Consider the following 24,122-nt stretch of genomic DNA (forward strand, 5'->3'; position numbering starts at 1 on the left):
GGATGTGACGGCCGCTCAGGCGGCCAGGGCGAACGGCGTTGTCTGCATCGCAGCGACCGCGGCGTGGTCGTCGTGCAGCAATTCTTCGGCGGCTGTGCCGTACAGCTTCTGGAGGAACTCGGGGGTCAGCGCGGCGCTCGGGCCGTCGTAGATCAGCTCGCCGTCGCGCAGCGCCAGCACGCGATCGCAATAGCGGCGGGCGAGGCTGACCTGGTGCAGGCTGATGACGAGGGTCAACCCGGCGTCACGGTTCAATGCCGCGAGCTGGTCCATCACGCGCACCGTCGACTGCGGGTCCAGCGAGGCCACCGGCTCGTCTGCCAATAGGAGTTCCGCGCCCTGCACCAGCACGCGGGCGATGGCCGCACGCTGCTGCTGGCCACCGGACAGCGTCGATGCACGCTGGAACGCTTGCGGCGCAAGGCCGATGGCGCCGAGCGCATCGAGCGCACGCGCCCGTTGATCCAATGTGTAGCGGCCGAGTACACCGCGCCACAGCGGCGCGTCGGCAGCCAGGCCTGTCAACACGTTCTGCATCACGCTCAGCCGGCCGACCAGGTTGAACTGCTGGAAGATGACGCCGATGCGGCGGCGCAGGGCGCGGATCTCGGAGCTGTCGCGGCCATCTGCCTGCAGCGGGCGGCCGAAGGCTTCGACCCGGCCGGTGCCCGGATCGGTGGTTTCCAGCCCGCACAGGCAGCGAATGAGCGTGGACTTGCCGGAGCCCGAAGCGCCGAGCAGCGCGACACGCTCGCCGCGGCGGATTTCGAACGACACATCGCGCAGGGCGGCACGGGTGCCGTAGGTACGATGCAAGTCTTGCGCGCGGAGGACGGAGTGGTTCATGGAGCTTGATGGCTGACACGCGCAACGCGCCGTGCCGGTCGTGGAGTACGGTCTCGCCAGTGTTCCGGCGCCGCGTGACGGTTCCGTGACTGCAGCCCCGCCTGGCGCTATTTGTTCCATTCAAATATTTGTAGCGGTCCATTCAGCAGACCTATAGTTCGCACGGGATCACACCGAAAGACACGTCATGCGCCTGACACAACTGCGGTCGTTTCACGCCGTCGCGACGACAGGCAGCTTCACGGGCGCGGCCGAGAAGCTGCACGTCAGCCAGCCGACGGTGACCACGCAGGTCGGTCAGCTCGAAGCGCTCTACAAGGTCGAGCTGTTCCACCGCACCGGTCGCCGCGTGCGGCCCACCGAACTCGGCGAACGGCTGGCGCACCTGTCACGCCAGATCTTCAGCCTCGAGGCCGATGCGGTCCAACTGCTCGGTGATGCCGGCGAGCTGCGCTCGGGCCATCTGCGCGTGGCAGCCGTCGGGCCTTCGCATGTGACGGCGATGCTGGCGGCATTCCATCAGCGCTACCCCGGCGTCGCGATCTCGGTGAGCACCGGCAACTCGCAAGAAGTTCTTGACCGGCTCCTCGACTACCGGGCCGACGTGGGCGTACTCGCCCAGGTGTTTCGCGACAAGCGCTTCGTGTCCGTTCCCTACAGCGAACACCCGGTGTTGATCTTCTGCGCTGCCAGCCACCGGTTCGCGAAGCGGCGCACCATCCGCACCGTGGAGTTGCAGGGAGAACGCTTCCTGATGCGCGAGCCGGGCTCGACGACGCGCAGAGCACTGGAGTCTGCTCTGACGGCGGCCGGGATCGAGCCCGAGATCGTGATGGAGATCGCCAGCAGGGAAATCATTCGCGCAGCGGTGTCCCAGGGCCTGGGCATTGCGGCGGTTTCAGAAGCGGAGTACGTACCGGGGCCGGGACTCCACGCGGTGCGCATAAGCGATGCGGCGATACACACTTATGCGCATGCCGTGTGCCTCGCCGAGCGACAGGACATGCGGATGGTTCGCGCATTCTTCGATGTCATTGCGGGCAGCTCGAGCACGCCGTCGAAATCGTAAGCTAGCGGCGCTCGCGGATATCAAGTTCCGAGGCGATCCGGTCCATCGCTGAGACAACCGCCGCCGATTCCCTACGTCCATTGGACCGCTAGCTCCTCCACGAGCGGCCGTTCGGTAACGTCCGCTCGTGGCCGGGACTTCCAGTTCGCAGGCGTGTTCGACTTGCACTTGACGAACTCTCGTCAAGCCTGACCGGAATCCCCCCGGGAGAGGATCCCCCGCTCAAGCCAACGGCTTGCGCCGGCGAGCCACGAAACCGAGTGCGGCCAGACCTCCGACCATCAGCGCGTAAGTCTCGGGCTCGGGGACGGCGGCCACGGCGGTGACGGAGCTCAGGTAGAACTGATCGGCATGCGCGCCGCCGTAGGCGAAGGTGAACTGCGTGCCGGTCATGCTCAAGCCGTCGATCGAGCCGACATTTGCGGGCAACAGCGTGGACACACCGTTGAGCAGGAAGGTCGCGCCACTGAGCCAACTCGTGGTGTTGTGGCCTTCGGACCGAAGGCCGATGCTGGTGATCGTGACGGCCTGGTCGAACGTCAGGGTGAGCTTCTCGCCGAAGGTGATGTTGTCGTCGCTCGAGTTGCCGCTCAGGTGATAGACCCCCAAGCCCGCGCCGATCTTGTTGGCTGCGCTGTAGGTGTTCTCGTGGTCCTGCACCACCGCTGCCGTGTTGCCCAGGTACGAGCCGGTCGCCTTGACGGTCAGGCCGCCGCTCGAGAAGGTGAGGTCACCATTGCGGACGTTGCCGTCGACGTTCGAGCTGCACAGGTCACCACCGGTGCAGGCCACGCCGTCCGTCGGCAGGAAGCCCGTGTTGACACCGCCGACATACTTGAGATTGGCAAAGTCGAACGACGCGGCGCTTGCGCACATCGGGGCGATTGCTGACAGAGCGGCGAATGCAAGATGATGAAGTCGCATGTGAATGTTCTCGGGTTGCTGATTGGGATGCGGCGAATGCTATGGAAACCGGCTGGTGCCGGATACCGCGCAAGCCCCCGCACTTCGGGGAGCGCACACCCGTTCAAGGGGGGCCGCGTCTCGGGACCGCTGCGACGCGTTCACTCGTCGAATTCACGATGAAGGCACACCTCCCAAGCCATAGCGTTGATCGCTTTCGCGGGGAAGCAGAACTCTGGCTGGTCGATCCCGTCTGTCCGTTCTCTGTCCGCGGTCACCTATGAACGGAGCCTGGCGCAGGCCGCCACTGCGCCGCGCGCGACCGAGCCCCACCGCTTGATCCAAATCAATCATTGCGCTTCGAGCGATCGTACGATTTGATCGAACGCGACTGTCGTGCACGTGGGCTCGCCGGCGGGACAACGATGCACGATTCACCCCAAACCACCACTCAATGAACGACACCTCCGGCCGGGACACGCCTCACCACATCCGCCTGCTGGTGGACCACGTACCGTCCATGCTTGCCTATTGGGATCGAGATCTTCGATGCCGCTTTGCCAACCGTGCCTACGAACGCTGGTTCGGCGTCAATCCGGACAGTCTCATCGGCACGTCGATCAAAGACTTGCTGGGGCCAAAGCTCTTCGCGCTCAACGAACCGTACATCCGAGCGGCGCTGCGCGGAGAGGAGCAACTTTTCGAACGCGTTGTGCCGGGCGCCGACGGTGTGAACCGGTGCAGCCTGGCGACCTACGTGCCCGACGTCGTCGATGGCGAGGTGCTCGGCTTCATTGCACACGTCACCGAAGTGACGAAGCTCAAGGAAGTCGAAGCTGCGCTGCGGGTGGAGGCATTGCAGCGTGAGAACGCCATGGCAAAGCTGCGCGAGAGCCGAGATGCACTGGTCGAAGCGCAGCGCCTCGGACGTGTCGGAAACTGGGAATGGGACGTCGCTTCCGACATCACGATCTGGTCCGAAGAGTTGTATCGGATCTTCGGGCTGGATCGCACACGGACGCCGCCCTCCTCGACCGAACTCTCCGAGCTGTACCGGCAGGGAAGCTGGGAGCAGTTGCAATCCGCCGTATCGAACACGTTGCGTACTGGAATGTCGTACATCCTCGAGCTCGAATATGTCCGGGCCGACAGGCTGACGGGATGGCTCGAAGCGCGTGGGGAGGCGGTCCGGGACGAGTCCGGAAAGATCAGCAAGCTTCGCGGCACCGTTCTGGACACAACCGAACGACATCGCATGGAGGAGATCAGGGTCAAGGCGCAAACATCGGAGGCCGCGAGTCGCAACAAGACGCAGTTGCTCTCGCGAGTCAGCCACGAGCTGCGAACTCCCTTGAACGCCATTCTCGGATTCGCCCAGCTTTGCGAAATGGACAAGGCCTTGGACGAGAAGCATCGGCTGTGGGCGGCGAGCATCGCCGGTGCCGGTCGCCACATGCTCGAAGTGGTTGAAGAGGTTCTCGACCTGGCCGCTGCGGATTCCGGACGGATCGTCGTGCAAGACGTCGACGTCGCGTTGAACGCCATTCTCAAGGACTCCCTGGCGCAGGCCGCGAGGGCGGCCGCCGCCAGCGGCATCGAGCTTTGCGGCGAAGCGTGGGATGCGATGCCCACATACGTCCGCGGCGATGCGAAGCGCTTGAGGCAGGTGATCGACAACCTGCTGTCCAATGCCATCAAGTACAGCCTGCCGGGGGGCCGGGTCGATGTGTCCGCTTCGCGAGTCGGTGACAACGTCGAGATTTCGGTGAAGGACTGCGGCCCCGGCTTGTCCAGCGAGCAGCTGGAGCGGATGTTCGTCCCCTTCGACCGTCTCGGCGCCGAGACGACTGCCATCCCTGGTACGGGCCTGGGTCTGGCGCTTGCCAAGACGCTCGTTGAGCTGATGCACGGTCGCTTGCGCGTGGAGAGTACTCCGGCTGTCGGGAGTACGTTCATCGTGTCGCTGCGGATGGCATTGCCCCCAGGGTGAGGCGCTGCAAGTGCCGGCAATCTCCCCCTTCAGTCAGGGGCAAGGTCCCAGATATTGCTGCAGAACCTTGGCCAGCGAATCACCGGTCACCGGTTTGGGCAAGTAGTCGTCCATTCCGGCCGCCTCGCAGCGCTTGCGCTCCTCCGCGAGCGCATTCGCCGTCAACGCGACGATGGGCACGCTGGCGCGCGCGTGTCCGGCCGATCGAATCCGCCGCGCGGCCTCGTAGCCATCCATGCGCGGCATCTGGCAATCCATGAGAACCAGATCGAAGTCGTGCGCTTCGAGTGCAGCGACCGCCTCGATGCCGTCGTGGGCCAGCTCCACCGCCATGCCCAGCCGCTCGAGCATGGCCTGCACGACCAGGCAGTTGACGGGGTTGTCTTCCACCACCAGAACACGAGCCGGACGCGGCCGCGCCGACCGTTCAGGTGCCGCTGCATCGCTGGCGGCCACGAGTTGGGGCGCCGGATCCGGCGCCGCCTTCAGAGGCACTTCGAACCAGAAGTTGCTACCGCGCCCGAGGGCACTGTCCGCGTGGATCGAACCGCCCATCAATTCGACGAGGTGCTTGCAGATGACCAGGCCCAATCCGCTGCCGCCGAACCTGCGGGTCGTTGAACTGTCAGCCTGCGAAAAGCGCTGGAACAACTGGACCATCTGTTCGGGCGTCATGCCGATGCCGGTGTCCTGCACTGACACGCGGATCCACAGGCGCTCATCCCCGCCGGGCCGGGCAATGGGCTCGGCGCGCAAGGTCACGGTTCCGGCACTGGTGAACTTGAGGGCGTTGCCAAGCAGGTTCGTCACCACCTGCCGCAGCCGGGCGGGATCGCCGCTGACCCGCGGCAGCGCCTCCAGATCGATGGTGGTATGCACCTCCACCCCGCGAGCCACGCCGAGTTCACGGTAGACCGAGGCCAGGCTCGACAGCAGCTGCGTGAAATCGAACTCCACGCTTTCGAGAGTGACCTTGCCCTCTTCGATCTTCGACAGGTCAAGAATGTCGCCCAACAGCTCGTGCAGTGCTTGCGCAGCGGTCGCAATGGCTTTTGCGTAGCGCGCCTGGGTCGCGTCGAGAGGGGTCGTCTGCAGCAGCTCCGACATCCCGAGGATGCCGTTCATCGGGGTGCGGATCTCGTGGCTCATGTTGGCCAGGAATCGGCTCTTGGCCTGGCTGGCATCCACGGCGATCTGACGCGCTTGCTCCCGCGCCGTCGCCATGCTGGAGGCCTCCAGGCGCAAGCGGGTCATGTCTGTCCAGTCCCTGCAGCTGCGCCAACTCTCCTGCGTGAGCACGACGCCGTAGACGAGCAGGCTCCCGACGACGATCCAGGCGTCCTCGTATCCCGTGATCAGCGCGTGCCCCATCACCGGCAACAGCATCGAGAGGAAATTCAGCACCGCGGTGCGCAGACTGCTGACCAGGAGGAATACGCCGATCGCCGTGATGCACAGCACGCTCGCGAACAGCAGAGCGCCCAACATGCTGCCCCTGACAGCGGGCACGAACACCAGCGCGATCACGCTCCAGCAAAGGTTCTCGAGCGTGATCAGCACGTTGAAGCGAATCTGCCAGTAGCCCAGCCGTTGTGCGCGCGCCGGGTCTCGCTCGAAGCGAGCCGTTTCACAGACGCGTACGGCGCTGATCACCAGCCGCGCCGTCAGCCAGCCCAGGATCCAGGCGGCGCTGATGTGGAACCACATGGCGTACGCCACCACCAGCGAGAACACCGCGGCACCGGCTTGTGGCTGCGGTGCCAGACGATAGATGGCGCTGACGCGGGCCAGCGCGATCTCCGCGTCGATCGAGTGCGGCGATTCAAGCAGCGGGGCGGAGGGTATCGATGTCATGGAAGCAAGCGGGTCAAGGAGGCGACCTGCCGCCCCGACTCGCCGCGTAGCCGTGGCTTTGGAAAATATCGGCACCCTGGGGCCGGCACTTGAGGCCCCCTGGCCGAAACGCATCCTCGACGGCGTGCGGGAGCCCGCGGCTCGAGATCAGTCGACTTCGCGGGACCGTCGCCATCCGCCTGGTGATGGCTCCGATCGTTCATTCCCGTCGACCTCGACGACGAGGCCTGTCTTGGCGGAGACGAATTTACTTGTCGGAGGCCACGGCCTTGACGATCGGGCCGAGCCGTTCGGGCCAGGGCGGCGTCGTGAACGCGGCATTGGGCTTGTCGGCGGTCTCGACATTGGACTTGCCGCTCGCCCCGCCGGTCGCCTCGAACCTCTGGTCGCAGCTCGGCGCACAGGCCCTCGAGACGACGTCGACCGTGCAAGCGTTTGGCACCGGCCTGATCGGCAGCAGCGTGCTGAACAGCTTCGCCGGCCTGACGCTGAGCGTGAACTACGGCAGCGCCGGTCCGCTTGTTCTCGACCTCTCGTCGTACACCCTCGCGTACCTGACGGCCAACCCGAATACCCACGCGTTCGCCAGCCTGCTCGATCCGCTGGGCCTCTCGCTCGTTCTCAACGAGCAGATCAGCAACTGTCCGAGCCCGCTCGCCTGCGCCGTCGAGACGAACGCGGTGCACCTGATCGCCAATCCGCTCGCCCTGGGACTGGCCGATGTCGACCTCAAGCTGGGCCATTCCTTCGCCGAAGCGACCTACTCGCAGGTGACGGCAGTGCCCGAGCCCGGCACCTGGGCGATGATGGCGATGGGTCTGGCAGGTCTCGGGTTCGGCGTGCGTCGCAGGGCGCGTCAAGCGCAAGGCTGAGACTTGCCGCAGCTGCCGCGGCCGCACGGGGGGCTGGCGCTCAGGCACTGGCAGCAGCTCCTTGCGTCGACGCTTACACGGGATGGCCCGGCCTATTTGCGTCGACGCTTACACGGGATGGCCCGGCCTATTTGCGCTGACCTTTCCCGGGTGGCCCGCCCTTCGCGCCGTGCGGGTTGATGAAGGTGCCCTAACGGTTGTCGGTGCCCAGCAGGACCTGAACGGTCTCCTGGGGCGTCAGCAGCTGCGCGCTCGGGTAGATGCCGAACGCCATTCGCGCCGCCGACTCGACGTCGGTCGCGCCGCTGGCGAGCAGGTGCTCGGCGAACAGCCTGCACCAGTCGGCTTTCTTGGGGTCCATCTCACACCCGCGACGCGTCGTTCAGTTGAAATGAAAGGGCCAGTCGCGCGGTGGCGCGTCGATGTTCACGACGTCGAAGACCGAGCCGTCCGGCTGCACCCCCTGGACCATGATGCCGAGGGGGCCGGCGAGGCCCACGGCGGTCGTCAACCGGAACACCGTTCCGCCGTCCATGCGCGCGTTCAGTTCGGTGGTCGACATCGGATTGGACAGCGCGGCCAGATTGCCGATCATCGAAGCGATGCAGTCGAACATCTCGACGTGGCGCGCGTGGTCGATCGTCAGTGCAACATTCATGCGGTTCCCCTGGAAGAGCGGTTGAAGGTAGGAGTCTTTCGATTGAAGGCGCGCAGCGGATCCGCGGGCCTTGAAGCAGATGTCGGTCATTCTTCCTGAGGCTGGAGCATTTTATGATCGATCAATGCTTGAAATGATCAATAAGTGAAGTATGTCACGTGTTGTGAACCTCGCCGCCGCGATCGGCCGACCCTTCCTTGCCGCGGGGCCTGGTGTTCCAATGCCAAGCGATCCCGGACCCGAACATGCTCCCCAAAACACTCGCGCTCGTTGACGATGATCTGGACTACGCCGCGTTCCTGGCCGAGCATTTGCGGGGACGCGGCATCGAGGTCGCCGTGTTCGGCGACAGCAACGACCTGCTGACGAACCCCAGGGCATTCGACTACGGCTTCTATCTGGTGGACCTGATGCTGCCGGGGCTCGACGGCATGACGACCATCGGGCTGCTGCGACGCCGGACCGCGGCCGGCGTGCTGGTGGTTTCAGGCAAGGTCGCACCGGACGCGTTCAGGGACGCGCTCGGCGGCGGCGCCGACATGTACCTCACCAAGCCGGTGCAGTTCGAGCAGATCGATGTGGCGATCGACGCCGTGCAACGGCGCATCGCGGAGTCCTCGACCGCGGCCCAGGCCTGGCTGCTGCACGTCAAGTCGAGGCAACTGGCGGCCCCCACCGGCGAGCGCGTCAACCTGAGCGACTGGGACTTCACGCTGATGCAGATGTTCGCGGCGGCGAACGGGGACGTGGTGTCGCGAGCCGCGATCTGCAGCCGACTCGCCGATGTCTCGGGCACGGTGGCCGAGGTCGACCTGAATGCGACGATCTACAGGCTGCGAAGGCGGGTCGAACGCGCGGTGTCCGTGGCGATGCCGCTGCAGTCGAAGTCCAAGGTGGGCTACGTGTTCGCCGTGCCGCTCAAGCTCTGCTGATCAACCTTCGTCCGGCACCAGCGGCAGCAGCAGTCGCAGCGTCGCCCCGTCGGTGCCATTGCGGGTCAACGCCACCTGCCCGCCATGGAGGTCCATCACCCGCTTGACGATGTACAGGCCGAGGCCGAACCCGTGCGGGTCTTGCCGCGCATGGGCCTGCCTTTGCTTGGACCGATCGAAAAGCGTCGGCACCGAGCCGGGTGCAAGACCGGGCCCGTGGTCCGACACGTCGATCGCCAACGCCAACGGCTCGTCCACATCGCAGAGCCGCACCGTGACCGGTCGGTCGGACGCGCTGTACCGCAGCGCATTGCGCAGCAGGTTGCCCAGCGCCAGGCGCATCAGGCCGAGGTCCAGCGGGGCGGTGGAGATGCCGGGCGGCCGTTCGATCGACACCCGCGCCTGCGCTTCGGCGGGCATGTCGGCCACGGTCAATCGCAGCAGCACATCGACGTCGGTGTCCACGCGGTGGATGGACTCGGACCGGGCCAGCAGCGAGGCGACGGCCAGGGTGTTGTCGATGCTGGCCAGCACCGTGCCCAGGACCGCGCGCGCTCGCGCGAGCGGCTCCGACGCCGGCGCGTCGCCGCTGCGCTTCAAGACCGCGGCCGCGCTTTGCAGGGCGGCCGACGCGTTGTTCAACGGTTGCCGGACTTCGTGGGCCAGCACCTCGAGGATCTCGCTGCGTTCGGCGAGCAGTCGGTCGAGTTCCAGCGCATGGCGTTCGCTGCGCGTGCGCGCTTCGCGCTCGACGAGCAGCTTCGATTCCTGCTCACGACGCTGGGAGACGTCCTTGAATGCGCCGGTCAACCGCACCGGAACGCCTTGCTCGAACTCGACTTCCCCCAGGCTCCTCACCCACAACGACCGCCCGGTCGCGGAGATGAAGGGCAACTCCAGGTCCCACGGCGTGCCGGAAGCGATCGCCGCATCGATCGCCGCCTGGATCACCGGGCGGGCCTCGGGCGCGAAGAACGCGACGGCGGCCTGCAGCGTCGGGCGGTATGCAGGGGCGACTTCATGGATCGTCCGGGTCTGTTCCGACCAGATGACTTCGCCGGAACGAAGGTCGGCCTCCCAGCCCCCCACGCCGGCCAGCCGTCCGGTGCGCTCGAGCAGCAACTCGCTCGAGCGCAGCCGCGATTCGGCGTTCCGTCGCTCGGTGACGTCATCGGCGGCGCCGACGAAGCCGGCGGGCGACCCGTCGTCGTTCCACAACGGCTGCCCGAGGGAATGAACGGTTCGGATCGCGCCGTCGCGGCGGCGGATGCGGAACTCCATGTCGAAGGGCACGCGGTGCAGAAAGCTCCGCTCGCGCGCCTTCAGCACCGCGGCCCGGTCGTCCTCGTGCAGCGTCTCGACCCAGTCGTCAGACCCGCTCGCGGCCAGGCCGTCGACCCCGTAGATCGCGCGCCAGCGCGCGTTGGTGAAGACGCGGTGTCCGGCGGCGTCGATCTCGTAGACGCCGAGGGGCAAGGAGGTCACGAGGGCCTTGAACCGATGCTCGCTGGCGCGCAACGCGGCCTCGGCGGCCTTCAGCGGCGTCGTTTCCGTGACCTCGACGACGAAGCCCTCGACCCGGCCATTCACGACGTCGGGGATGTAGTGCGCCAGGCTGTGACGCTGGACCCCGTCCTTGCCGGGCACCACGCGCTCGAAGCGTTGCTCCTCGCCCTGCAACGCCTTGGAGATGTACGGCCAGTTCAGCGCGAACAGCGCCGGGCCGAGCAGTTCGTCGATGCGTGCGCCGATCATCTGGTCGGGATCGACGCCGAACCAGATCGAATAGGCCCGGTTCGCGAATCGGCAACGCAGATCCGACCCCCAATAGGCCAGCAACGACGGCGTGCGATCGGCGATGCGCCGCACGTACTCCGAAGTGATGCCTCGGGGGCTCTCCACGGGCCCGTCGTCCGGAACCCGGTTCATGCGCTGGACTCTTCGCTCGTCATGGACCAAGTCTAGGGGGCCTGGCGCTCGAAGAACTCGCGGCCGAAAGCGGCGAGCTGGTTGTCTGTCGGGTGATCGACGACCTCGTAAGCAGCGATGCGGCGGGCCGTGGTCGGCCGATGCTTCTCGACATAGTGGCGCAGGTCGGCGAGCACGGTCTTCGAGCCGGTGACGAGCACGGCATCGATCGGCTCCATCTGCGCGCACACGGCCGCGAAGAACTCATGCTCGGCGCGCACGTCCGAGCCGTGCTGGGCCGTCGGGTGCACGTGCGCCTTCACGTGGACGGGCTGGACGGAGCGATCGACGCGCAGGAAGGTCGCGTGGTGGTGGTCGATCCAGACCACCGCCTGGGTGGTCGCGCTATCGGTGTGGGGGTTTGAACTCATGCCCGCAGGATGCGCGCTCCCGGGTCGTGCTCTTTTGAGCGGCGTCAAGGTCGTCGCTGTCCGCGGGCCCTCGTCAGTCGATCTGGAGGTACACGCGCTGCCCGTCGACCTTGACCGGGTAGCTCCGCAGTGCCGCGGTGACAGGCGCGCAGGTGGGCCGGCCATCGCGCACATCGAACTTGCCCTGGTGCAACGGGCATTCGATCTCGTGGCCGTCGAGGAAGCCGTCGCACAGCCGCGCCTGGCCATGCGTGCAGATGTTGTCGGTGGCGTAGACCGCGTCGCCGACGGTGTAGAGCGCGATGTCGCGGCCCGCGACGACGACGCCGAGCACGTCGTCGGTGGGCAGGTCGTCGGCGGACAGGACGTCCACCCAGGCGGTAGTGCTCATGAGGGCCTCAGATCGGGTAGATGATCGAATTCGGGATCATTTCGCTGTCGTAGATGCACTCGCGCGACGCGAACTTGAGCCCGGCGGGGGTGCGCACGACGGTGTCGAGGTAGCGGCCGACGTTGAACACCGTCGACGCATCCGACAGCTTGGTGCGCAACACCGCGTAGTTCGCCTCGCACCGGATGCGGCCGTCCTCGACGGCGCGCACGACCGGCGTGCCGACGATGTGGCGTTGGTAGTAGGGATCGTGGAACAGCGTCTCCTTGATGCCGTAGATCCTGTCCTTCAGCATGCCCTTGCTGGTGAACGACAGCGTCGCCAGCGGGAAGCCGCGTTCGTGGTTCTCGCGCGGCTGGAGCCGGTAGACGCACTGCTCGGTGAAGAACTCGGGCCACAGGTCCCAGTCGCCGGAGTCGACGGCGCTGGCGTAGTCGGCGTAGAGCTGGGTGAGGGCCAGCCAGTCCTCGAAGTTCAGGTTCGCACTCATGCCTCGGGCCTCTCCATCACATCGCGCCAGTAGCGGTACATGCCGCGGATCAGCGTTTCGGTGACCATGTGCTCGGTGTCTTCCACCTCGCGTCCGCCGAGTTCGGCCAGCGTGCGGTGGAACGGCTTGGACTCGAAGGCCTGCTGCGAGAACTCGATGACCTCGCCGTCGTCGGCCGAGACGAAGCCCGCCGGGCCGAACAGGTTGGCCTGGCGCAGGCGGCGCTGCGTCATCTCGTCGGTGTCGTCGTCGAAGCCGAAATGCGTCCAGACGAAATCGAAGCTGCCGTGACCGGTCGGCTGGATGTGGCGCGTCGAGACGCTGTTGACCTGCTGCTGCAGGATCACGCTCGGGAAGATGGTCGTCATCACCGCCGTCGGGCCGCCCCACCAGGGCTCGGGCACGATGTCCAGGAAGCTCGGGTCGTTGAGCTGCATGCTCTCCTTGAAGCTCGATACCTGCGTGACCTGGTCGGCCTTGCCCGAGGTGCCGCGCGTCGAGATCATCGCCGCATGGCGGTGCCTGTCGTCCATGCGCAGCTGGGACTTGTTGTCGGCGCGCCAGAGGCCGAAGGTGACGAACCAGGTGTGCAGCAGCCCGGGGTGGTACGGGTCCTTGATGTTCTCCTGCATCAGCTTCCAGTTGCCCGGGATGCGCTGGCGGTTGTAGCCGAGGATCTTCAGCTGGCGGCCGTTGAACAGGCGATCGAAGTAACCGAGGATGGTCGGGCCGAGGAAATCCTCGAGGGACTCGACCTGCTGATCGAACGACGCGAAGACGACGCCCCCGCGCGTCGCGACCTTGAGCTTGGTCAGGCCGTGCTCGCCGGTCTTGAAATCGGCGGGCATGCCGCCGTGCACCTGCCCGTCCTGCTTGACGCCGCGGCGGAACGGCACGCCCTGCAGGTCGCCCTGCAGCGTGTAGCTCCACTGGTGGTAGGGACAGACGAATTCCTTCCGGTTGCCGTGGCGCTCGCGGCAGAAGCGCATGCCGCGGTGCGCACAGACGTTCTCGACGACGCTGATGCCGCCCTCCCCGTCGCGCGTCATGATGACGGAACGCTCGCCGACCACCGTTCGCTTGAAGTCGCCCGGGTTCGGCACCTCGGCTTCCAGGCCGACGTAGCACCAGTGGTTCCTGTAGAAGAAGCGCTCGAGCTCGCGCTTGTACAGCGCGTCGCTCGTGTAGGTCAGGAACGGGATGCGGGACGTTCCCTCGCTCTCCCAGTGCGCTGCCGTCGGAAAGACGGTCGACGTATCGCTCATGCGGGTCTCCTTGATGGTCGTCGTCGGTCGGCCTCGGCCTTCTCTCGATCAGTTCGATTGCGTGTAGAAGGCGTCGGCGTGGATCCGCGCCGGGTCGATGCCCTTGTGCCGCACCAGGACGGAGGCGGCCTCGACCATCGGCGGCGAGCCGCACAGATACGCGCGCCAGCCGTCCAGATTTCCAAGGTCCTGTTCGATCGCCTCGGTCACCAGGCCGCAACGCTGCTCGCGCGGATCGCCGCCGGACGTGACGACGACGTGCAGCTTGAACGCGGGGTGTCTGCGGGCGACCTCGGCCAGCCAGTCCAGCCCGTAGGCGTCGCGGGGCGCCCGCACGCCGAAGTAGAGATGGATCGGGTTCGGCATGCCCTGTGCGATGGCGCCGCGCACGATGGAAAGGATCGGTGCCAGGCCGGTCCCGCCCGCGACGCACAAGACCGGCCCGTCATGCCTGGTGCGCAGGTACGCGCTGCCGAGCGGCCCGCTGACGCGCACCGCATCACCGGGCTTGAGGTCGTTCGCGACGTATCCGGACACCCGGCCGCCCGGCACCACGCGGACATGGAACTCCAGGCTCGAATCGGCGTCGGTCCCGGCCATCGAGTACGGTCGGATGTGCGCCGGCGTGAACTGGAGTTGCGCGTACTGACCGGGCGAGAACTCGAGTGGCTTGGCGGGCTTCAACACCACGCGCTTGATGTCGTGCGTCAAGGTCTCGACCGCCGTCACGGTCGCCTTGATGATGCGGGCGGGGTGAACGACGACCTCGTCCGGTTCGGGAATCTCGATCGTGCACGGCTCGGTCAGGAACGTCTGACAGGCCAGCACGTACGAGTCCTGACCATCCAGCGGGTTCTGTTGCGTTCCGCCCGAATCCAGCACCTCTCCCGCGACCACCCGGCACCGGCAGGTTCCGCAGCGTCCCGCCATGCAGCTGTACGACATCGGCACCTGCGCGTTGCGCAAGGCGTCGAGCAGATTCGCGCCGGGTTCGACGTCGAGGACCTTCCGCAGGGGTTGGATCAGCAGCTCCATGGCGCGATGATCGTCACCGGCGTCCGATCAGCCAATGGGATTCAAGATATAAGGCGTATCACTCAGAATGATGAGAGAGACGCCGAGGAGGCCCTGTGGAACTTCACCAGCTCGATCTGAACCTGCTGGTCGTCTTCAACCAGTTGCTCATCGAACGGCGGGTCTCGAAGGTGGCGGACAACCTCGGCATCTCGCAGCCCGCCGTGAGCAATTCGCTGGCGAAGATGCGCAGGATCTTCGGCGACGACCTGTTCCTGCGAACGCCGAAAGGCATGGAGCCGACGCCGTTCGCCGATCAGCTCGCCGAGTCGGTGAGTTATGCGCTCGCCATGATCCACAGCGGCGTCAACCAGCGGACGACCTTCGAGCCCGCCACGGCGAAGCGCGCGTTCACGATCGGCATGACCGACATCGGCGAGATCTACTTCCTGCCTGCCCTGATGGATCGACTCCGGCGCGACGCGCCGGGCGTGACGCTCAGCACGATGCGCAATGCCGCGATCAACCTGCGCGACGAGCTCGAGTCCGGCAAGATCGATCTGGCCCTCGGGCTGCTGCCGCAACTCAAGGCGGGGTTCTTCCAGCGTCGGCTGTTCAGCCAGAGCTACGTCTGCCTGATGCGACGGGGGCACCGCCTCGACAAGAGAAGGATCTCGCTGGCCGAGTTCTCGAATGCCGAGCACCTGGTCGTGATCTCCGCCGGCACCGGTCACGGCAAGGTCGACGAACTGCTGTTGCGCAGCGGTGTGGAGCGCAAGATCCAGCTGACCGTGCCCCACTATGTCAGCGTGGGACACATCCTGCGCGGGTCCGACCTGATCGCCACCGTGCCCGAACGTCTGGCGGATCGGCTGGTCGAGCCTTTCGGCCTGGCCAAGGTTCCCCATCCGGCCAAGCTGCCCGACGTCGCCATCAACGTCTTCTGGCATGCGAAGTACCACCGCTCGCCCGCCAATCGCTGGCTCCGCGACGTGGTGTTCGACCTGTTCGGCAGCGAGGCGCCCGCTACCACTGCGTGGCAGGCTGGGTTCGCCGTCCCGTCCACCGCTCGATCGTCGCCGACAGCTGGGAACTGCTGACCGGCTTGGTCAGGAAATCGTTCATGCCCGCATCGAGACACCGCTGACGGTCGCTCGGGAGCGAATCGGCCGTGAGCGCGACGATGACCAGCGGCGAGCCGGCGGCTGACTCCTCGGCGCGGATGCGGCGCGTGGCCGCGAAGCCGTCCAGCGTCGGCATGTGGCAGTCCATGAACACGATGTCGTAGGCGCCGGCCAGGACGGCGCGGGCCGCGGCTTCACCGTGGTCCACCACGTCCACTTCGCAGCCCAGTTTGCGGAGCATCTCGGCGACGACCAGTTGATTGATCGGGTCGTCGTCGGCCACCAGCACCGCCACCGGCAGGGCGTCGTCGGGCGGCTCCGTGACGGGCGGCCGCACCGCCGTGCCCGAGCCGCGCTGCAACGGCAGATCCACATAGAAGTGGGAGCCGACGCCGAGCCGGCTATCCACGTGCACCCGCCCTTTCATCAGCGCGGCCAGTTCCTTGACGATGGCCAGCCCGAGACCGCTGCCGCCATGACGACGCGTGCTCGACGAGTCGACCTGCATGAAGGCGTTGAAGATCGATTCGAGCTGCTCCGGCGCGATACCGGTCCCGGTGTCGCGCACCGAGAACCGGACCTGTTGCGTGTTGTCCGATTCGCTCAGCACCGTCACGCTCAGGCGCACGCTGCCGCGCTCGGTGAACTTGCCGGCGTTGTGCAGCAGGTTGACGAGCAGCTGACGCAGTCGCAAGGGGTCGGTGACCACGCGTGGCGCCAGCCGCGGCGAGACCTCGCTGCTGACGCGGACAGCCTTGTCCCTGACGCTGATCGCCACCAGTTCCACGGCTTCATCGACCAGCGAACGCAGATCGACCTCGGACGGCGTCAACGTGAACTTGCCGGCTTCGATGCGCGAGATGTCGAGCACGTCGTCGATCAGGCGCAGCAGTGCCGTCGCGGACCGGTGGGCGATGCGCACGTAGCTCTGCTGCTCGGTCGACAGTGGCGTCGCGATCAGCAGTTCGGCCGCTCCGAGCACGCCGTTCATCGGCGTGCGGATCTCGTGGCTCGTGACGGCCAGGAACTCCGACTTGGCGCGATTGGCCTGCTCGGCGTCGCGACGCGCCGCGTCCAGCTCGAGCTTCTGCTGCTCCAGCGCGATGGCCTTCTGCTCGAGGCGATCGACCAGCGTTCGCGCGGCCCGGATCGCCTCGCGATTGCGGTTGCGCAGCCGCTCCGTGACCAGGCCGGTGGCGGCGAAGTACAGCCCCAGCAGGTACATGATGGCGGCGATGGCCAGGCGATCGGCCAGCGCGACGCGGTCCGGCTCCAGCACCGACGACGCCGCGCCATACAGCACGTAGACCAGCGCGACCGCGTGCGCGAAGTACAGCGCGCGGCGAAAGCCGAAGCCGACCTGGTCGATGACGCGCACCAGCAGGAAGTAGGCGAAGAACAGGTTCCCGGCTTCCAGGTGATGCAGGTTGGGCAGCCAGACCAGCAGGTCCAGGTGGAACAGCAGGAAGCTCAGGTCGACCCGCGCGTCGAGCCGCCAATGGCGCCGCAGCAGCCGCCACGAGAATGCCGCGTAGAACAGGTTCAAGCCGACCAGCGCCAGCAGCGCGGGCGATGTGATCGCGGCGCCGGCCCGCAGGTCCTGCGCCAACGCGATCGCGCACAGGATGCCGAAGCCTGCCACTCGCAGCAGGGGCACTTGCACGGTGTGCACGCGACGGGCGCCGCTGGCGCGCCGTTCGGCGAGCACATCCTGGTCCAGCGTGAAATCCACGTCGGACTCCGATTCGACCGCAGGCGAGTTCATGTCGGACACTCCAACGCCGTCGCGCGGCGTGGATCATCGCGCCGGCGTCGCCAGGGCGCAACGCCTCGCTCACCCGTGCCGCGGTGCGCCCTGCCGCGGCGCCCGAAGACCGGCCTGGAAACCCCTGTAGGATTTGACAGACCATGACCGCGGCCCCTCCGAAGAACCCGAGTTACCTGGCCGCCTCCGCGTTCGGGACCGTGCTCGGCCTCAACGGGCTGTCGCAGGCCTGGCGCCTCGCCAACCCGCTGTGGGGCATGCCGGCAGTGATCGGCCAGGGGTTGTTGGCCATCGCGGTCGCCACCTGGGCCCTGTTGCTGATCTTCTACGCGGTCCAGGCGTGGCGGAGGATCGACGCGACCCGCGCCGAATTCCTGCACCCGGTGGCCGGCGCCACCCCCGCCCTCGTGGGCATCTCGACGCTGCTCGTCGCGACGACACTGCACGCCGACGCGCCCGTCGCAGGCGCCTGGATCGGCGCGGCCGGGCTGGCCTGGCACCTGGGCTTCGCGCTCTGGCATGCGGGAGGGGTGTGGCGTGGCGGTCGCGAGCCGACGCATTTCGTTCCGACCCTGTACCTGCCGTCGGTCGGCGGCAACCTGACGAGCGCGGGCATGCTGGGCGCCTATGGTCACGCGGACTGGGGTTACCTGTTCCTGGGCGCCGGTGTCTTCGCGTGGCTGGCGCTGGAGTCCCTGATGCTCCAGCAGCTGTGGCGCGCGGCGCCGACCGTGTCGGCGCGCCCTGCCACCGGGATCCAGTTCGCCCCGGCCGTGGTCACCGCGGTCGCCTGGCTGCAGGTCGATCCGAACGCAACGCAGGGCGCGGTGCTGATGCTGTGGGGCTGGGCGGTGTTCCAGATGCTGATCGGGCTGCGGGTGCTGCGCTGGCTGATGGCCGAGCCCTGGTCGACGTCGTACTGGAGCTATACCTTCGGCATCGCGTCGTCGGCCGTCGTCGGCTGCAAGCTGGCGCTCGCGGGCGTACCCGCCGCGCGGCAGCTGGGCATCGCCACCTTCGTGTTCGCCAACGTCGTGATCCTCACGCTCATGCTCGCGTCGACGCGGGACCTTCTGATGCGGCTCAGGCCTGCTCCAGCACGCTGACCGGCAGCGCCGGCAGATTCCTCGAAACGCGCTCCTTCTCCAGCAGCGCGATGCCGGCCGCAGATGGCCGCTCCGGTTGACCTCCTACAGGCCGCGCAGAGTTCTTCCGATGGGAGCGCCGGCGCCTCGCCCGAAGAATGGCGCACCACTCACTCACAAGGAAGACCGCATGGCCACCGCAAAGAAAGCCCCGGCGAAACGCAGCACCACGCGCAGCACCGCGCAACCCAAGGACGCCATCGCCATGCTGAAGGCGGACCACAAGAAGGTGTCCGACCTGTTCGAGCAGTTCGAGAAGACGCGCGCGGCAACACGCAAGAAGGCCATCGTCGCCGAGATCTGCACCGAACTGACCGTTCACACCACGCTCGAGGAGGAGATCTTCTACCCGGCCGTGAAGGCTGCACTGAAGGACAAGGAACTGGTGCCCGAGGCCAACGTCGAGCACGCGTCGGTCAAGGACCTGATCGCGCAGGTCGAGGGCGTCGAGCCCGACGGCGAGATGTACGACGCCCGCGTTCGCGTGATGGGCGAGTTCGTCAAGCACCACGTCAAGGAAGAGCAGAACGAGATGTTCCCGAAGGCGCAGAAGACGCGGCTCGACATGGTCGACCTGCGTGACCGGATGATGGCGCGCAAGAACGAGCTGATGGCCGGCCGCTGAGCCGCGAGCGGCCGTTCACGGTAGCCTTCGGGCACCGTGAAGGAGCCGCTCGATGACACGACGTTTCCGTACCCTGCTGTTGGGCTTTGGCGTTGCCGCGCCGCTCTGGCTGCACGCGCAGACGACGGCGCAACTGCAGCAGGATTTCGATGCGGCCTGGCGTGCCGCTGCCGATCGCTACGCGTACTTCGATGCGAAGGCGACGACCTGGGCCGACGTGCCACGGCGCTACCAGGTTGCACTCGCGCACCTGTCGACGCGCGACGACCTCGTCGCGCTGCTCGAGAACATGCTGGACGAGTTGTACGACCCGCACGCGCAGCTCAACACCAACCTCGCCGCATCGTTCCGCCTGGTGCCCTCGGGCGCCGACCTGTGGGCGGTCTGGCGCGGCCGCGCCGCGGTCATCACGGACGTGCGCGCCGGCTCCGACGCCGAGCGCGCCGGCATCCGGCCCGGCGACGTGGTGCTGCGCCTGGGTGCCACGCCGATCGACACGGCCGTCGAGGCGCGCCTCGGCCGCACCTATCCGCATTCGGTCGCAGCGGCACGCGGCTGGGCGCTGCGGTCCGTCCTGGCCGGGCGGCACGGCGCGGCGCGACCCTTGCAGCTGCGGCGCGGCGACGCCATCCGGACCGTCGAGTTGCCCGCGCGGGATCAGTTCGGCACACGGCCCGCGGCGCCGGTCACCGTCGCGCGCCTGCCCGGCCGAGTCGGACACGTGCGACTGAACGACTCGCTCGGCGACGACGCCGCCATCGCCGCATTCGACGCGGCACTCGACGGTCTGCGGGACGCCCGCGCGCTGATCGTCGACCTGCGGGATACGCCGAGCGGCGGCAACTCCACCGTCGCCCGCGCCATCCTCGGCCGCTTCGTCGCACGCGACCTGCCGTACCAGCGTCACCTGCTGCCGTCGGAAGAGCGCGAGACAGGCGTGCGACGCAGCTGGCTCGAGCTGGTCTCGCCGCGCGGTCAGGCGCCGTACAGGAAGCCCGTGGTCGTGCTCGTGGGGCACTGGACCGGCAGCATGGGCGAGGGCCTCGCGATCGGCTTCGACGCGACGCGTACCGGCACGGTCGTCGGCACCGCCATGGCCGGCCTGCTCGGCGCCACCGATCACGTCGTGCTGCCGCACACCGGCATCGGCATCAACCTGCCGACCGAGCGGCTCTATCACGTGGACGGCACGCCGCGCGAGTCGTTCCAGCCGGCGGTGCCCGTCGACGTGGCGCGCGCAGGCCCGCCAACGGACCCGTTCGTTCAGGCCGCCCTGCGCTGGCTCTCGGCGCCTGCCCGGCGCGCGCGGCCCCTGCCGCAAATGTGATCTCCCCGTGACGTAAGTCGGCGGGCCGGTGCGCGACACACCAGCCCGCGCCGGCTGAACGAGGCGCGCCCCACCGCACTTCAATGTCACCAGGAGCTCACATGAACGATCGATCCACGTCCCCGCGCCGCCGCTTCGCCTTCCAGCTCGGCGGACTGGCGCTCGCGCTCGCCGCCGCGTCGCCCGCCTTCGCGCAAGGCGCCCCGTCGTTCCGCGAAGGCAAGGTCTTCACCAGCACCAACGCCACCGCCGGCAACGAGTTGCTGGTGTACGCGCCCGCCCAGCGCGGCGACCTGGCACTCGTCGCGCGGGTCGCGACCAGCGGCCAGGGCACCGGCGCGGGCCTCGGCTCGCAAGGCGCCGTCGCGCTGAGCAGCGACGGCCGCCACGCCTTCGTCGTCAACGCCGCGAGCCACACGGTCTCGACCTTCGCGATCCGCCACGATGGCGTCGCGCTCGCGTCCGTCGTCGATTCCGGGGGCCTCACGCCGATCAGCGTGACCGAGAGCGACGGCACCGTCTATGTGCTCAACGCCGGCGGGGCCGGCAACGTGGCGGGCTTTCGCAACCTGCAGGGGCAACTGCAGCCGATCGCCAACGGCGCGCGCGGGCTGTCCGCCGCCGGCGGCACCGGGCCGGCGCAGGTCGGCTTCGGCGCGGGCGGCGACGTGCTCGTCGTCACCGAGAAGAACACCAACCGGATCACCAGCTTCCCGGTGCGGCGCGACGGGACGCTCGGCGCGGTCGTCACGACCGCGTCGGCCGGCGCGACGCCGTTCGGCTTCGCGTTCGATCGCCGCGATCACCTGATCGTCTCCGAGGCGCCGGGCAGCGCGGCCTCGTCGTACCGCTACGCCGACGGCTCGGCGACGCCGCTGCTGGTCAGCGCCTCGGTGCCGAACACGCAGCAGGCCGCGTGCTGGGTCGCCGTGACGCCGAACGGCAAGTACGCGTTCACGGCCAACGCCGGCAGCAGCACGGTCAGCAGCTACAGCATCGCGCGCACCGGCCAGCTGGCGCTCGCCAGCGCGGTGGCCGGCAGCACCGGCGCGAATGCCGGCGCGCTCGACCTGGCGGTCTCGGCCGACGGGCGGCGGCTGTTCGCGCTGGCGCCGCGCAGCCTGCAGGTGGTCTCGTTCCGCGTCGAGTACGACGGCAGCCTGACCACGCTGGGCGCCGGCGCGCTGCCGTCCGGCGGTGCCGGCCTGGCCGCCAACTGACGCCGCGGCGAAAACGGGCGCGCGCCGTGCGCGCGCCGTGCGCGCGCTCAGCGCAGCGCCTTCCCGCCCAGCAGATCGACCAGCGTGCGCCGCAGCCAGGCGTTGCCGGCGTCGGCGTGGAAGCGCTCGTGCCAGTGCTGCTTGACCGCGAACGTCGGCAGCGGCAACGGTGGCGCATAGGCGCGCACGCGCTCCTGCTGCGCCAGCGCCTCGCCGAGGCGGCGCGGCACGATCACCAGCAGCTCGGTCTGCGCGACGATCCGCGCCACGCCGAGGAAGCTCGGCACCTTCAGCGCCACCCGGCGTTCGTAGCCGTGCTCGGCCATCACCTTGTCGACGATCGCGTGACCGGTGCCGGAGGTCGTCACGACGATGTGCGATTCGGCCAGGAACGCGCGCTTGTTCGGCCGGCTGCGCACGCGCGGGTGGTGCTCGGCGGCCAGGCAGACGAAGTTCTGCTCGAACAGCGTCTGCTGGTAGAAGCCCGCCTCCAGATGCGGCATGAAGCCGACCGCCAGGTCGACCTCGCCGGCCTCGAGGCGGCGCGGGCTGTCGGGCGAGGTGCGTTCGGCCTCGACCGTGACGCCGGGCGCATGGCGCTGCAGGTAGTTGGTCAGGATCGGCAGCGCCACGATCTCGCTGATGTCGGTCATCCCGATGCGGAACTCGCGCTGCGCGGTGGCCGGGTCGAAGCCGGCGCGCGAACCGCTCAGGCTGGCCAGCTTGTCCAGGGACTCGGCCACGTCGGCGTAGATCTGACGCGCGAACGGCGTGGGCTCCATGCCGTGCGAGGTGCGGCTGAAAAGCTGGTCGTTGAAGTGCGTGCGCAGCTTGGCCAGCACGACGCTGGCATGGGCCTGCGCCATGCCGAGCCGCTCCGCGGCGCGGGTGACGCTCTGCGTCTTGTAGATCTCGACGAACACGTGCAGCCAGTCGATGTCGAGCTTGGCCATGGCCTTCATCATAAACAAACGATATGAAAGGTATATCACATCACGCATTTACGAGATGGCCCGTATTGCCGACACTGCCCGCCAAAGCACAGGAGACAACTGACATGGGCACGACGGCAAGGCGGCTACCGGTCATCGTCGCGGGCGGCGGCATCGGCGGGGTCGCGGCAGCGCTGGCGCTGACGCGGCGCGGCTTCGACGTCACGATCCTCGAGCAGGCCGCGCAGCTGGGCGAGATCGGCGCCGGCATCCAGTTCGGCCCGAACGCGTTCGCCGCGCTCGACGCACTCGGTGTCGGCCCGCTGGCGCGCAGCCGCGCCGTCTACACCGACGAGATGGTGATGCACGACGCGATCGACGAGACCTGCGTCGGCCGCATCCCGACCGGCGAGGCATTCCGTGCCCGCTTCGGCAACCCGTACGCGGTGATCCACCGCGCCGACGTGCACGGCGCGCTGCTCGAAGGCGCGCAGGCCGACGACCGCATCCGCGTGCTGACTTCGACGACGGTGCAGCGCGTCGAGCAGGACGACGACAGCGTGACGGTGCACGACACGCAGGGCCGCACCCACCGCGGTCTCGCGCTGATCGGCGCGGACGGCGTCAAGTCCGCGGTGCGGCGCCAGTACGTGGGCGACGACGCGCGCGTCTCGGGCCACGTGGTCTATCGCGCGGTGATCGACCGGGCCGACTTTCCGGCCGACCTGCAATGGAACGCGGCGAGCATCTGGGTCGGCCCGAACTGCCACCTGGTGCACTACCCGCTGCGCGGCGGCGAGCAGTACAACGTCGTCGTCACCTTCCACAGCCGCGAGCGCGAGGAGTGGAGCGTGCGCGAAGGCAGCCGCGAGGAAGTCCAGAGCTACTTCGAGGGCCTCTGCCCGAAGGCGCGCCAGCTGATCGACCTGCCGCGCGACTGGAAGCGCTGGGCCACCGCCGACCGCGAGCCGATCGCGCAGTGGACCCACGGCCGCGCGGTGCTGCTCGGCGACGCCGCGCACCCGACGCTGCAGTACCTCGCCCAGGGCGCCTGCATGGCGCTGGAGGATGCCGTCACGCTCGGCGAAGCGCTGCGCGCCACCGACGACGATTTCGGCAAGGCGTTTGCGCTGTACCAGCGCTCGCGTGTCGCGCGCACCGCGCGGGTGGTGCTGTCGGCGCGCGAGATGGGCCGCATCTTCCACGCCAAGGGCGTCGAGCGCCTGGTGCGCAACGAGCTGTGGGCCGGACGCTCGCCGGAACGCTTCTACGATGCGATGGAGTGGCTGTACGGCTGGTCGGTCGCGACCTGCCTGGCCCACTGAACCGCGCACTGAATTCGACGACACACGAAGGAGACG

Annotated in this window: 23 protein-coding genes; 10 read left to right on the forward strand and 13 right to left on the reverse strand. The window is 67.8% G+C overall.

Annotated features, from left to right (window positions below):
- Window positions 1-15: 15 nt before the first annotated feature.
- The gene (gene phnC / locus ASC76_RS07735) at window positions 16-846 is read right to left on the reverse strand and encodes a phosphonate ABC transporter ATP-binding protein (RefSeq protein WP_056464544.1); all 831 of its coding nucleotides are present in this window, start codon (window positions 844-846) and stop codon (window positions 16-18) included.
- Window positions 847-1,033: 187 nt separating this feature from the next.
- Between phnC and ASC76_RS07740 the strand changes: the two genes are divergently transcribed.
- On the forward strand, window positions 1,034-1,915 hold the full coding sequence (locus ASC76_RS07740) for a LysR substrate-binding domain-containing protein (RefSeq protein ID WP_056464546.1): 882 nt from the start codon (window positions 1,034-1,036) through the stop codon (window positions 1,913-1,915).
- 222 nt (window positions 1,916-2,137) lie between these two features.
- Here ASC76_RS07740 and ASC76_RS25860 read toward each other — a convergent pair whose 3' ends face one another.
- Window positions 2,138-2,791: an FxDxF family PEP-CTERM protein gene (locus tag ASC76_RS25860; protein WP_056464548.1), complete on the reverse strand. Its 654-nt coding sequence runs from the start codon at window positions 2,789-2,791 to the stop codon at window positions 2,138-2,140.
- Between the two features lie 481 nt (window positions 2,792-3,272).
- On the opposite strand from ASC76_RS25860, the gene ASC76_RS07750 reads away from it, so the two are divergent.
- Window positions 3,273-4,808: an ATP-binding protein gene (locus ASC76_RS07750; RefSeq protein ID WP_056464550.1), complete on the forward strand. Its 1,536-nt coding sequence runs from the start codon at window positions 3,273-3,275 to the stop codon at window positions 4,806-4,808.
- A gap of 33 nt (window positions 4,809-4,841) precedes the next feature.
- Here ASC76_RS07750 and ASC76_RS07755 read toward each other — a convergent pair whose 3' ends face one another.
- The gene (locus ASC76_RS07755) at window positions 4,842-6,662 is read right to left on the reverse strand and encodes an ATP-binding protein (RefSeq protein ID WP_056464552.1); all 1,821 of its coding nucleotides are present in this window, start codon (window positions 6,660-6,662) and stop codon (window positions 4,842-4,844) included.
- A 251-nt stretch (window positions 6,663-6,913) separates the two neighbouring features.
- On the opposite strand from ASC76_RS07755, the gene ASC76_RS07760 reads away from it, so the two are divergent.
- Window positions 6,914-7,534, forward strand: a complete 621-nt coding sequence (locus ASC76_RS07760; protein WP_162247074.1) for a PEP-CTERM sorting domain-containing protein — start codon at window positions 6,914-6,916, stop codon at window positions 7,532-7,534.
- 190 nt (window positions 7,535-7,724) lie between these two features.
- Here the strand turns inward: ASC76_RS07760 and ASC76_RS25135 are convergent, their stop codons facing one another.
- Window positions 7,725-7,895 carry a hypothetical protein gene (locus ASC76_RS25135; protein WP_157615402.1) on the reverse strand — a complete coding sequence of 57 codons (171 nt, stop codon included), beginning with the start codon at window positions 7,893-7,895 and terminating at the stop codon, window positions 7,725-7,727.
- A gap of 21 nt (window positions 7,896-7,916) precedes the next feature.
- The gene (locus ASC76_RS07765) at window positions 7,917-8,282 is read right to left on the reverse strand and encodes a hypothetical protein (protein WP_056464556.1); all 366 of its coding nucleotides are present in this window, start codon (window positions 8,280-8,282) and stop codon (window positions 7,917-7,919) included.
- A gap of 155 nt (window positions 8,283-8,437) precedes the next feature.
- On the opposite strand from ASC76_RS07765, the gene ASC76_RS07770 reads away from it, so the two are divergent.
- On the forward strand, window positions 8,438-9,124 hold the full coding sequence (locus tag ASC76_RS07770) for a response regulator transcription factor (RefSeq protein ID WP_056464559.1): 687 nt from the start codon (window positions 8,438-8,440) through the stop codon (window positions 9,122-9,124).
- Here the strand turns inward: ASC76_RS07770 and ASC76_RS07775 are convergent, their stop codons facing one another.
- The 6 genes from ASC76_RS07775 to ASC76_RS07800 form a co-directional block, all read right to left on the reverse strand.
- Window positions 9,125-11,026 carry a PAS domain-containing sensor histidine kinase gene (locus ASC76_RS07775; RefSeq protein ID WP_162247075.1) on the reverse strand — a complete coding sequence of 634 codons (1,902 nt, stop codon included), beginning with the start codon at window positions 11,024-11,026 and terminating at the stop codon, window positions 9,125-9,127.
- Between the two features lie 59 nt (window positions 11,027-11,085).
- Window positions 11,086-11,463 carry a hypothetical protein gene (locus tag ASC76_RS07780; RefSeq protein WP_056464562.1) on the reverse strand — a complete coding sequence of 126 codons (378 nt, stop codon included), beginning with the start codon at window positions 11,461-11,463 and terminating at the stop codon, window positions 11,086-11,088.
- A 73-nt stretch (window positions 11,464-11,536) separates the two neighbouring features.
- Window positions 11,537-11,854: a non-heme iron oxygenase ferredoxin subunit gene (locus ASC76_RS07785; RefSeq protein WP_056464564.1), complete on the reverse strand. Its 318-nt coding sequence runs from the start codon at window positions 11,852-11,854 to the stop codon at window positions 11,537-11,539.
- Window positions 11,855-11,861: 7 nt separating this feature from the next.
- Window positions 11,862-12,344: an aromatic-ring-hydroxylating dioxygenase subunit beta gene (locus ASC76_RS07790; protein WP_056464566.1), complete on the reverse strand. Its 483-nt coding sequence runs from the start codon at window positions 12,342-12,344 to the stop codon at window positions 11,862-11,864.
- Window positions 12,341-13,609, reverse strand: coding sequence for an aromatic ring-hydroxylating dioxygenase subunit alpha (locus ASC76_RS07795; protein WP_056464568.1), 1,269 nt, complete (start codon window positions 13,607-13,609; stop codon window positions 12,341-12,343). The genes ASC76_RS07790 and ASC76_RS07795 overlap by 4 nt, the downstream gene beginning before the upstream one ends.
- A 48-nt stretch (window positions 13,610-13,657) precedes the next feature.
- Window positions 13,658-14,644 carry a 2Fe-2S iron-sulfur cluster-binding protein gene (locus tag ASC76_RS07800; protein ID WP_056464570.1) on the reverse strand — a complete coding sequence of 329 codons (987 nt, stop codon included), beginning with the start codon at window positions 14,642-14,644 and terminating at the stop codon, window positions 13,658-13,660.
- 95 nt (window positions 14,645-14,739) lie between these two features.
- Between ASC76_RS07800 and ASC76_RS07805 the strand changes: the two genes are divergently transcribed.
- Window positions 14,740-15,723, forward strand: coding sequence for a LysR family transcriptional regulator (locus ASC76_RS07805; protein ID WP_082548892.1), 984 nt, complete (start codon window positions 14,740-14,742; stop codon window positions 15,721-15,723).
- On the opposite strand, the gene ASC76_RS07810 is transcribed toward ASC76_RS07805, so the two are convergent.
- Window positions 15,650-17,512: an ATP-binding protein gene (locus ASC76_RS07810; RefSeq protein ID WP_056464572.1), complete on the reverse strand. Its 1,863-nt coding sequence runs from the start codon at window positions 17,510-17,512 to the stop codon at window positions 15,650-15,652. The genes ASC76_RS07805 and ASC76_RS07810 overlap by 74 nt on opposite strands.
- A 143-nt stretch (window positions 17,513-17,655) precedes the next feature.
- Here ASC76_RS07810 and ASC76_RS07815 point away from each other — a divergent pair, with 143 nt between their 5' ends.
- The 4 genes from ASC76_RS07815 (at window position 17,656) to ASC76_RS07830 (ending at window position 21,829) form a co-directional block, all read left to right on the forward strand.
- Window positions 17,656-18,618, forward strand: coding sequence for a potassium-tellurite ethidium and proflavin transporter (locus ASC76_RS07815; RefSeq protein ID WP_056464574.1), 963 nt, complete (start codon window positions 17,656-17,658; stop codon window positions 18,616-18,618).
- Window positions 18,619-18,787: 169 nt separating this feature from the next.
- Window positions 18,788-19,282 carry a hemerythrin domain-containing protein gene (locus ASC76_RS07820; protein ID WP_056464575.1) on the forward strand — a complete coding sequence of 165 codons (495 nt, stop codon included), beginning with the start codon at window positions 18,788-18,790 and terminating at the stop codon, window positions 19,280-19,282.
- A 52-nt stretch (window positions 19,283-19,334) separates the two neighbouring features.
- Window positions 19,335-20,609 (forward strand): S41 family peptidase, encoded by a 1,275-nt coding sequence (locus tag ASC76_RS07825; protein WP_082548894.1) that lies wholly within the window; start codon window positions 19,335-19,337, stop codon window positions 20,607-20,609.
- 101 nt (window positions 20,610-20,710) lie between these two features.
- Complete coding sequence (locus ASC76_RS07830) at window positions 20,711-21,829, forward strand: hypothetical protein (RefSeq protein ID WP_056464580.1); 1,119 nt, start codon at window positions 20,711-20,713, stop codon at window positions 21,827-21,829.
- A gap of 47 nt (window positions 21,830-21,876) precedes the next feature.
- Here ASC76_RS07830 and ASC76_RS07835 read toward each other — a convergent pair whose 3' ends face one another.
- Window positions 21,877-22,782 (reverse strand): LysR family transcriptional regulator, encoded by a 906-nt coding sequence (locus tag ASC76_RS07835; protein ID WP_056467087.1) that lies wholly within the window; start codon window positions 22,780-22,782, stop codon window positions 21,877-21,879.
- Window positions 22,783-22,886: 104 nt separating this feature from the next.
- Between ASC76_RS07835 and ASC76_RS07840 the strand changes: the two genes are divergently transcribed.
- Entirely contained in the window at window positions 22,887-24,086 is a 1,200-nt protein-coding gene (locus ASC76_RS07840; protein ID WP_056464582.1) for a 3-hydroxybenzoate 6-monooxygenase, read from the forward strand.
- The last annotated feature ends 36 nt before the right edge of the window (window positions 24,087-24,122 follow it).

Source organism: Rhizobacter sp. Root404 (assembly GCF_001425865.1).
Taxonomy (GTDB): domain Bacteria; phylum Pseudomonadota; class Gammaproteobacteria; order Burkholderiales; family Burkholderiaceae_C; genus LMDS01.

Coding starts and splice junctions, on each gene's coding strand:
- ASC76_RS07790 (WP_056464566.1), bottom strand. CDS start 12,344: ATGAGTGCGAACCTGAACTTCGAGGACTGGCTGGCCCTCACCCAGCTC.
- ASC76_RS07840 (WP_056464582.1), top strand. CDS start 22,887: ATGGGCACGACGGCAAGGCGGCTACCGGTCATCGTCGCGGGCGGCGGC.
- phnC (WP_056464544.1), bottom strand. CDS start 846: ATGAACCACTCCGTCCTCCGCGCGCAAGACTTGCATCGTACCTACGGC.
- ASC76_RS25860 (WP_056464548.1), bottom strand. CDS start 2,791: ATGTGCGCAAGCGCCGCGTCGTTCGACTTTGCCAATCTCAAGTATGTC.
- ASC76_RS07800 (WP_056464570.1), bottom strand. CDS start 14,644: ATGGAGCTGCTGATCCAACCCCTGCGGAAGGTCCTCGACGTCGAACCC.
- ASC76_RS07810 (WP_056464572.1), bottom strand. CDS start 17,512: ATGAACTCGCCTGCGGTCGAATCGGAGTCCGACGTGGATTTCACGCTG.
- ASC76_RS07815 (WP_056464574.1), top strand. CDS start 17,656: ATGACCGCGGCCCCTCCGAAGAACCCGAGTTACCTGGCCGCCTCCGCG.
- ASC76_RS07765 (WP_056464556.1), bottom strand. CDS start 8,282: ATGACCGACATCTGCTTCAAGGCCCGCGGATCCGCTGCGCGCCTTCAA.
- ASC76_RS07795 (WP_056464568.1), bottom strand. CDS start 13,609: ATGAGCGATACGTCGACCGTCTTTCCGACGGCAGCGCACTGGGAGAGC.
- ASC76_RS25135 (WP_157615402.1), bottom strand. CDS start 7,895: ATGGACCCCAAGAAAGCCGACTGGTGCAGGCTGTTCGCCGAGCACCTG.
- ASC76_RS07755 (WP_056464552.1), bottom strand. CDS start 6,662: ATGACATCGATACCCTCCGCCCCGCTGCTTGAATCGCCGCACTCGATC.
- ASC76_RS07740 (WP_056464546.1), top strand. CDS start 1,034: ATGCGCCTGACACAACTGCGGTCGTTTCACGCCGTCGCGACGACAGGC.
- ASC76_RS07825 (WP_082548894.1), top strand. CDS start 19,335: ATGACACGACGTTTCCGTACCCTGCTGTTGGGCTTTGGCGTTGCCGCG.
- ASC76_RS07770 (WP_056464559.1), top strand. CDS start 8,438: ATGCTCCCCAAAACACTCGCGCTCGTTGACGATGATCTGGACTACGCC.
- ASC76_RS07750 (WP_056464550.1), top strand. CDS start 3,273: ATGAACGACACCTCCGGCCGGGACACGCCTCACCACATCCGCCTGCTG.
- ASC76_RS07785 (WP_056464564.1), bottom strand. CDS start 11,854: ATGAGCACTACCGCCTGGGTGGACGTCCTGTCCGCCGACGACCTGCCC.
- ASC76_RS07780 (WP_056464562.1), bottom strand. CDS start 11,463: ATGAGTTCAAACCCCCACACCGATAGCGCGACCACCCAGGCGGTGGTC.
- ASC76_RS07830 (WP_056464580.1), top strand. CDS start 20,711: ATGAACGATCGATCCACGTCCCCGCGCCGCCGCTTCGCCTTCCAGCTC.
- ASC76_RS07820 (WP_056464575.1), top strand. CDS start 18,788: ATGGCCACCGCAAAGAAAGCCCCGGCGAAACGCAGCACCACGCGCAGC.
- ASC76_RS07835 (WP_056467087.1), bottom strand. CDS start 22,782: ATGGCCAAGCTCGACATCGACTGGCTGCACGTGTTCGTCGAGATCTAC.